The sequence below is a fragment of the Pseudomonas sp. Marseille-P9899 genome (assembly GCF_903166565.1).
GTDB classification, from domain to species: domain Bacteria; phylum Pseudomonadota; class Gammaproteobacteria; order Pseudomonadales; family Pseudomonadaceae; genus Aquipseudomonas; species Aquipseudomonas huaxiensis.
On sequence record NZ_CAESCG010000011.1, the window covers coordinates 210,643 to 219,560 of the forward strand.

Sequence of the window (8,918 nt, forward strand, 5' to 3'; positions counted from 1 at the left end):
CAACCTCCGCCATGCCCATGATGATTGAGCTCGCTAGCGACCATGATCCAACTGGTTCCAAGTCGTCATGGGCCGCTTGCATTGGCCCTGTACACGCTGAGCTCTTCTTCGAGAACCGCTACTGCGTCCTGCAGCTTCATGTTGTCGGATCGCAACTTATTGATGATTTCCAACCGATCGCGTGACTGGTTCACGTAGAAACTACGGCTGGACTCTGTTTCGCCGATTGTCTTAGTCAGCGCGGCGATAGACGCCCTGGCATCCAGCAACTCGTTGAACCAGTAAATGACCTCCAGCCGACTCTGCTCCAGGAGCTGCTCCGGTGACAGTGATATTTTTTGGTTTAGCGCCTGCTCCTTTTCCTGCTGCTCACGTTTCTCTTTGATGGCTTGAAGCTTCTCGGCTGGCCAGACTCGTCTGCTAATTGAGTTACGGTGCATCCCCACCATTTTGGAAAGAGCTGAGATGCTGGCCGGCAGAGACGGATCTCTCTCAATCCTCTTTATGGCTTCGCTCAGTAGCCGTGTGTTGGCTTCAGCATCTTCCGCGTTTTTCTGGTCATATGGGGCAGAAGTCATGCCAAAACCTCCTCACCCAAGCCCCTCAGCACGGCTTGCGCTTCCGAGATGGCAAGCTGCATCTGGGCAACGGACTTGGCGAACTGATGGTCGACACCCGTCTCCGATTGCTCCCCATCGGGAGCCGCTCCCAGTTTTTTCAAAGCGATAGTATTTTGGATAACGACCTCCCTCCACTTAGGTGCATTGGCTTTGGTCACCACTGCGTTTTTGCAGCGATTTGGATTGCAGCGAAGGGAGCCGATGCAGGGAAGTGAAGTGTCCCATGACTCAGACGCTTGGCCATAACAGTAGCCCTGACCAACATTGATAATCGCGAAGTCCAGCTCGACCATGCGGTCAAAGATTTCCTCCTTCGTGTACCCCTGCTCCAAGTAGCCTTGGAAATAGGCTTTCAGTCGCTGGCGATGTGCCTGAGCGTTGTCCCCTACGTAATTGCCGTCAGGGTCATAAGTGTTGACGACGAACTCCAAGTTCGCGGCTTTTCGCGCCCGATCACCGTCCGCGCCACTCCCCGACGTTAGGGTCTCAGCAATGCCGCCGTAGTCGATGGTGGTCGCACTTGCCCTATGCTGGCCAATACTCCCCACGATGTTGCCAAAATGCTTCAGTTGATAAGAAATAAACGGTAATCCAACCGCCGCGCGATTCATTTGATTAGCGAGGGTATGGCGAAGCGTGTACGTGGAGACATCCAGGGACTCCATTTCTTCCGGACTCAGAATCTGAGCAAGAAAGCTACGTAGCAGATGAGTTTGACCTTTGCTACTTAAGGAATTGGCGGACGACTCTGCGCCAGGCGCGACGGTGGTCATATTTGAAATGAGGTAGGGGTTGCGTTTGAACCGGTTCAAAATTACCAAAGTCCGAACAGCGTCCAGAACGATCGGAATTGCAGCCCATTTGTCATCAAACAACTTTCCGTAAACACCACGATTTTTGATGACCGTACTGAGAATCAGATGATGGCCAAATTCGTCGATCGTTAGGCAGCCATCCGCCATGATCCCGCTCAACTCGGATGGCCTCATGCCTGTGTATTGACCGACAATGTAAGTCGCGCTGTTGTTGATATGAGTGATGTATTGATAAAACTCTTCGTTCAGCCGTGTCTTGGTCAGCTTGCAGATAGCCTCTTTATCCTTAAGCATGCCCGGAGTTTGAGGCGAATGGTAGGCTGGATCAGGCTTGTAAAGATGAGGCTCTACATCAGATGTTTTATAACCCCGCGAGGTGAGGCGGATGGCAACGTAAATGTCATAGCTTCTTTGTGTAAGCATGACATCTGCCGCAGCCTTATAACCATTTGCCTCGGCCCGCTCCAACGCATATTGATCCTCCACTGGCTCGTGAAGAGCCTTGAGGAAATCAACTACGGCATATGACCCGTTCCGAGCACTCTTTTCAAAAGCCCTGTTAGTAAAGAATTTTTCCTTCTGCCGAACCTTTTTGTTGGTAATGCTATTTCTTTGCCACTCCAATGACTCCAGATCGACGAAGGGTAATGACTTGGCGAAAAGATTCTCAAGTAAAAATACGGATCTAAGAAAAGTGAACCCTTGATTGGTAACGCGGCGAAAGGCCCTCTCGTATTGAGCGGCTTCGAGCTGATAATCTGCTTCGCCGAAATCAGCCAGGCTGTAGTAGGTAAGTTCGAAGTACTCATTCCCCAGTCGAGCACGTTTTCGTGCGCACATGTTGTCGATGAATGGGATAGTTGATTTGAAAATTTCCAGAACAGTGTGCGGCTTGTAGATGATGGGGATGTCACTGATACGCATGGCGCCAGGAATTTGCAACACACACAAGATGGCAATTTTGAGTTCAAACAAGATAGTTTGATTCAGGTTGGGGTAATTGCCGAAATCGATCCGTGATTTGGCACCCTGAATGTCTCTGGCCCTCGTGCCCGGCTCCTCATTGAAGTCCCAGACCTGATGCATCAGGAGGCTGAGCTTGCTTACGGGGAGGCTCATGAGGCCTTGAAGGAGGGTCATAGGGGTCAGGCCGATCGGCGCCTTGTCCGTACCAATCAGATCGCCATCGCTCAGAAGTCGAAGCAACCCTTCCCGGGCGGGTTTCAACTGAGACAGGAGAGCATCCAAGGTCGGCATCATAGCGTCATACCCTCGATCAAACTGCTGGTGATGATGTTTTCAGAAAGCCGCTCAGCTTCGTCAAGTTGCTCGGCTTCAAACCCATTGATCGACGGGGTGAGAATGCTGTCCAGGGTTTCCAGGTTTTCACGAATGACGTGCCCATACGGCGTTTGTGAGATGGGGCTGGTATCCATCATCGTCTGGTAATCCCTGCGCATGGCAAACAGATCCGGGAGGTTGGACACGGTGATGATGCAGTTACGGCACGACAGGCATTTGTTCAACAGGGAGCAGGGATTGCCTTCCTTGTAACCACTGAGGCTCCTGATCTCTTCCGGTGGGTCGTACACGTTGCGGCATTCAACAAGCCCGGTTCTGATGATGATCGCAGAGGGGTCAAGACCGTCTGGGAGAGCAGATGGGTCGCCAGCGGTATTCTGCGGGCTCTCTGCTACTCCGCTGGCCGCATCAAGAACAAGCTCCTTGTGAATTTTCTTGAGCGCTTCTTCAACCACATACCGTGCGGTTTTGCTGAATTCCAGCTTGTCGAGGTACTTCAATGTCGTCGAAATCCTCTTGTGGCCCAAGATGACCTGGATCTCTCGAACAGATACGCCATTGTCGATGAGCTCAGCCACCAGGCTGGGTCTCAGCCGCGAGGCAGAAATCGGCAGGGGGGCGCCGGCATCGGTCTTCAGCAAATGGTCTTTTGAGAACTGCTGCATGACACCATTGATCAGTGTCCAGCCTTCGAAGGTCTTGACCGTTCTGAACTCGCTTTGCTTACGTGATTCGTAAATGAACAGGCGATTTTTGGCCGGGCCTTCGGCACGCGCTCGAATGTGGCGAGTCAGATGGATCACGTCATCAAAAACTTTTTTGACTTGGAAGCTTTGAGAAAAGCTGAGCCAGGAGATATCCGCGTGCATCAAATCGAGGTGGTAGAATTTCTGCCCCCCGCTTCGCTCCTTCCAGTACCGAAGGCACGGTCGCCTCGACAGCTCATGGCACTCAACGAAATCGTCCAGATCCAACGTGACGAGGGAGTCGGCGTTCAGACCTGTCACTTGGGCAAGTCGAATAATGTAGGGGGCGAGCAGCCTTGATGTGACCTCGTAAATCACTCCCCAGCTTTTGTAGATCTCAACGATCCCCTGCTCCACGTAATCCACAATCTGGCAGAAGCCTTTTTCATACCGGTTGTTCGGGTCATGAAACGCACGGCTGATACGTTGGCAATTCAGCTTGTTTTCGAAGATCCAGCGGGCATTTTCCAGGCTGGCAAACCCATTTCGAACGTAGCCCTGGGCGTCCATCGGGTCGCAGCCGCCATGGGAGTACACATAGTCTTGGGCCAATGCGTTGGTTTCTTGGATCTCAAGCTCGCAGGCGCTTTTGATTTTCTCTCGGTCGGCGGCTAAGTATGGCCGGTACTCATCTGTCTCCCTGACTTTGTCAAAACCCTGGATGTCAACGAAGCTGGTAAAGCCGATACCTTGGATCTTGAGAGCGCGCTTGAGCATCTGGCGCGTCATCGACAACAAACCATCTGCGGTGTAGCTTGAGATCGAGCCAATGGTCAATTGCTCGGCCAGGTAGCTTCGAAAGCGAGGAAGATAGTTGGGGGTGATGTACTCTCTCGGATCCTCCTGTCCCTTGAAGCCGACCTCCTTCAGGTGCTCGGAGACAAACCGAAACGCCTCGCCATAATTTTTCTGCCCTGATACTGAAGCGGCCTTCATGGATGCCGCCGCAAACATATGCAGTAATTTTTTGAATGGTCGATCAGGGTCGTTGTTAACCAGCTGTTCAATTTTTGAGAGGGGGATAGCCCTCAGCGAGGAGATGACTTGCTCCCAGGTATCAACCTTGGGGGACTCGCTGCGTTTCTGGGCCTGCTCAAGCTTCCGGTCTTTCGTCGGCTTGTAGTCGGATGCAATGACACCACGGGCTTTGAGGTCTTCCTCGATCTCGTTGAAGGTCTGGTTGGCCAGAGGAAGCTCGCGCCGTGCCCATTTCAGGTTTCCCATGCCTTCGACTTTGCTCAAGCATCGTGTGACCGAAATGCTGTTTTTCACGATCGGGATGTCTTTCTTTTCCTCTTCGGGAATTGACTCGTACCAGCAAAGTAGCTTGCGACGCCACTCGTTTGAGATCGAGTTTTGGCCTGGAACCACAATCTGTTCCTCAATCATTCGCTCAACGATTGACTCGAAGATGTACGCCCTGGACGTCAGGGTATTCTGGGTAGTGCCTAGAGCCTTCTCCAGGAAGGTGGGAGACACGCTCAGCTCACCATTCTGCGAGAGTTGAACCGTGAGCAGGTTCTGCCGGCTTGATTTAATGTTGTCTGCCCATGCTTCGATGGCCTCATTGATATCAGCCGTTCTACGCTTCTTGAGGTCGTATTCTGTTGCGGCATCGGCCATGGCATCGTTGGGGTTGGCGTTGGCTTTGGTTTCATGGTCAGGCTCTGTGCATACAGAGACTTGAACGTCATCAGGCTGGTCAAGCGGGTGCTCAACGGAGAAGGGGAGGTCGACATTCATCACTTCACATCTCCAGTCCGGATGCGCTTAGTTGTCCGTTCCCGGAGTGTGTGCATCTCACCAGCTTTAGTTTTCACCACGGCGTTTGGTTCTCTGAGCTTTTGAAAGATGTCAAAAGGAATCAGCGTGTAGCCCTCAGAGGTTGTTTCGCTGTTGTGCCCGTACGACTTCGTGAGAGTGACCAAGCGATCAAGGTAACTTTGTCCCAGGTCAGGGCTCCCCAGGATGGCGTACGCACCGCCATGGCGTAGCTTGTGAGGAGAAATGGCTCGCCTGATTTTCCCGGCCTTCAGGGCTCGCTTGCTCGTCCTTTCAAATAACTTCTCCACGCTCTTGGTGGTATGCGGTGTTCCTTGAGCATTAAAAAATGCGGGAGTGGTCTCAGGGCTCTCGTACTTCTTAGCGAGTCTTCGGTACAACGGCGTTCGGTGATAGGCATCGATACGCTCAAGAACCGTCCGGCTGACTAAGGTGATGCGAGGCTTGATCTGGTCACGTCTGCCCTTGCTACCGGCGATGTGGAGCGGGCAATAGTCTGGTTGGAGTGGATAGTCTCCTGAGGCCGCCACGAATCGGAGCTTGTGGAAGTCGAGGGCGTCTCTCACCGCCTGGAGCGTAATGCGAGGGACTTCAGAGACTCGCGTCCCTGAGTCGTATACCGCTTGAATAAGGCATCGTTCGCGTTCGGAATGGGCGTGCAGGATCAACTGCTCAAGCTCGGTGAGGCTACTGGGCTGAACGATACCCAAGGTGTTGGCCTTCCCCGTCCAGAGCATACCGTCTTCATAGGGATTGTCCTCCCTGAGTGCCGGTTGTCCATCAAAAGACCTGCAGAGGAATTTGCTGAAGAAATGGAGATGCGCAGCGTCACGGGTCTGAATCGTCTTGGGGGCTAAGCCATTTGCGGCTAGGTTCGCCAGGTAGGTCTCCAGGCGTCCAATGGTCACACTCAGAAATGCGTCGTCCCGATAGCAGCCTTCAAACTCAACATTGGTTTTGAGGTCTTGAAGTAGGAGGGCCAACCGGCTGGCATAGGATTTGACCGAGGCGAAAGCGAGACTCTTCTTGCGGAGATTCAGGGATAGGTAGGTGGATACCAGGGGTTGCAGGCGTTCATCCTCATCTACGAGGCCACAACCATTCACCTGGACAATCGGTTGCTTGCCCTCAGGTTGAGCCATGAACTGCTCTCTGTATTCCCCTGTGGCGAGAACAGAATTGCTCAGGTCGATAAGTCTTTCTCTAGCGGTTACCACCTTCATCAACAACTGCCCTATGCGATCGTTCACCTACTGATGATGTGCATTATGGCTGTGGAGATTTGACGAAGGAAAGCCCTTGGGGCGGGGATGGGGGAGGGATGTGCAGGTTAGTGTAGGGGGGAAGAAATCACCGCTTCCGCCGCATGGTCGGTGCCGATCACCAGGCCCGCACGGGCCCCGGCGATGGTGTACTGGGCCACCATGCGCATGCGCGCCTTGGTGTTGCCGACCACGAAATCCACCAGACTCGGCTGACCGCCTTCCAGGGCCTTGACCTCGGTGGCCAGGGCGCGCACTGCCGGAGCGATGTTCACCGTGTGCAGTTCGTCCGGCTGGATGAAGTCGATGCAGGCCTGGGCATCGTGTTCGTCGTGCTGCACGTGGTACGGCAGGCGCACGGCGATGAAGCGGTAGTGCTCGTCACCGCTCTGCTGGCGCAGGTCGTTGATCGCGCGCTGGGCCAGCAACGCGGCGGTCAGCGAATCGACGCCGCCGCTGATGCCCAGCACCAGGGTCTTGAGCCCGGCGTTTTTCAGGCATTGCTGGATGAAGGCGACGCGCCGGGCCACTTCGGCCTCAAGCGCGGCCTGGTCGGCGAACGGCGGCTGGACCTTGAGCTGCTGCGCGATCTCTCGCTGGACGGCTTGCATGGGTTACTCCTCGCTGGGAACTTTGAAAACGTGACGGAGGTAGGAAACGAAGTTGGGGTCGCGACACTGGGTCTTGGCGGCCTCATCGGAAATCTTGGCCACGGGCTGGCCATTACAGTCGGTCATTTTAAGCACGATGCTCATCGGCGCCACTCCGGGGATGTCGCATGTGAGGTTGGTGCCTATGCCGAAGCTGACATTGATCCGTCCGCGCAGGGCCCGGAAGATTTCCAGCGAACGGGGCAGGTTCAAGCCATCGGAAAACACCAGGGTCTTGGTCATCGGGTCGATGCCGAGCTTGCGGTAATGCTCGATGGCTTTCTCCGCCCAGATCACCGGGTCGCCCGAGTCATGCCGCAGGCCATCGAAAAGCTTGGCGAAGTACAGGTCGAAGTCCTGCAGGAAGGCATCCATGGTGATGCAGTCAGTCAGGGCAATGCCCAACAGGCCGCGGTACTCGCGTACCCAGCAGTCGAGGGCGGCAATCTGGCTGTCGATCAGCCGCGGTCCGAGCTGCTGGTGGGCCATGATCCATTCGTGGGCCATGGTGCCCAGTGGCTTGATATCCAGTTTCCATGCCAGGTGCACGTTACTGGTGCCGACGAAGCGCGCGGGGAAGTCGGCCTTGAGCACCTTCACCACTTCTTCCTGGACGCCGTAGGAGAAGCGCCGGCGGGTGCCGAAATCGGCGACTTGCAACTCGGACAATTCCTCGGCGCTGGAGTTGGCGCGCAGCCAGTCGAACTTGCGGTGCAGTTGTTCGCGGGCCTGTTCCAGATGCACCTGTGGATAACGGTTGCGGTTGCGCACTTCGCTGATGATCGCCAGCAGCGGGACTTCGAAGAGGATCACGTGCAGCCACGGGCCGCGCAGGCGGAGGAAAAGCTGGTCGTTCTCGATGCCCAGTTTCAGGTAGCGCAGGTTGAAGCGGAACAGGCCGAGGAAGCGCAGGAAATCCGGCTTCATGAAGCTGATCTGCTCAAGGAAGGCCAGTTGCTCGGTGCTGATGCACATCTCGCTCAGGCGCTCTATCTGTTCACCGATCTGCCCCAGCCAGGGGCGCAGGTCCTCACCATTGCGGCAGCGGAACTCCCATTCGACGTCGACGTTGGGGTAGTTGTGCAGCACCGCCTGCATCATCGTCAGCTTGTAGAAATCGGTGTCCAGCAGGCTCTGCACGATGCGATCGGCGAAGGCGCTTTCGCTCATATAAGGCTCCAGTCCAGGCGTGTGCCATCAGAGCTGCTCATTGTGCCAGTCTTTGCCGTAGGGCGAAGCCGGCGTCTGCCGGGTCATTCGGTAGCAGCCTACCTTTAGCGGCGATTTCTCCAACCCAGACTAGCCTCTTATGGTGCTTGCTGTAGCAGTCGCGCACCACGGATGTGCACTTCCGTTACGCATGCTGTTACAGGACGGTTGCACGTAAACACGCGCGAGGGTTGCAATGATGGCATTGAGTGGTTGCGCCTATTTATGGCCTCGGGTGTAACTTTCTGTGTTGCAGAGGGTTGCACGACCCATAAAGAAAGCCCGCGACCGCTTGCCGGTGAACCTGAGCACGAGTTTCTTTCGAATAAAAAACCGATGGCACGGCGCTTGCTCTGAGCAAGACGCAGATACAAGTTGCTGAAAGTTGTAGTGCCAACCCAGGCCCTTCACCCCCCACCTTTACTGCACATTACGCTGACTTGTAATGCCTTCCAAGCAACTTGGTATATGTGCATTATAGCTTTTGCACATTACCTGCGCAACCCCTAATGCTGGATAAACCACCAGTTTT

At 54.7% G+C, this 8,918-nt stretch carries 5 protein-coding genes and 1 pseudogene; all 6 read right to left on the reverse strand.

The features are described 5' to 3' along the window. Positions 1-65 precede the first annotated feature (65 nt). The 6 genes and pseudogenes from HWV67_RS30980 to pncB all read right to left on the reverse strand — a co-directional run bounded on the left by HWV67_RS30980 (position 66) and on the right by pncB (position 8,347). Complete coding sequence (locus tag HWV67_RS30980) at positions 66-578, reverse strand: hypothetical protein (RefSeq protein ID WP_175653979.1); 513 nt, start codon at positions 576-578, stop codon at positions 66-68. Then, positions 575-2,695 carry a site-specific integrase gene (locus tag HWV67_RS30985; RefSeq protein ID WP_256680251.1) on the reverse strand — a complete coding sequence of 707 codons (2,121 nt, stop codon included), beginning with the start codon at positions 2,693-2,695 and terminating at the stop codon, positions 575-577. The genes HWV67_RS30980 and HWV67_RS30985 overlap by 4 nt, the downstream gene beginning before the upstream one ends. Continuing rightward, positions 2,692-5,226, reverse strand: coding sequence for a tyrosine-type recombinase/integrase (locus tag HWV67_RS30990; RefSeq protein WP_256680252.1), 2,535 nt, complete (start codon positions 5,224-5,226; stop codon positions 2,692-2,694). Before HWV67_RS30990 ends, HWV67_RS30985 begins: the two co-directional genes overlap by 4 nt. Further along, complete coding sequence (locus HWV67_RS30995) at positions 5,226-6,488, reverse strand: tyrosine-type recombinase/integrase (RefSeq protein WP_175653980.1); 1,263 nt, start codon at positions 6,486-6,488, stop codon at positions 5,226-5,228. Before HWV67_RS30995 ends, HWV67_RS30990 begins: the two co-directional genes overlap by 1 nt. A 125-nt stretch (positions 6,489-6,613) precedes the next feature. After that, positions 6,614-7,138: pseudogene (gene nadE, locus HWV67_RS31000) on the reverse strand (NAD(+) synthase); the annotation flags it as partial. 3 nt (positions 7,139-7,141) lie between these two features. Then, positions 7,142-8,347, reverse strand: a complete 1,206-nt coding sequence (pncB, locus tag HWV67_RS31005; RefSeq protein WP_175653981.1) for a nicotinate phosphoribosyltransferase — start codon at positions 8,345-8,347, stop codon at positions 7,142-7,144. Positions 8,348-8,918 lie beyond the last annotated feature (571 nt).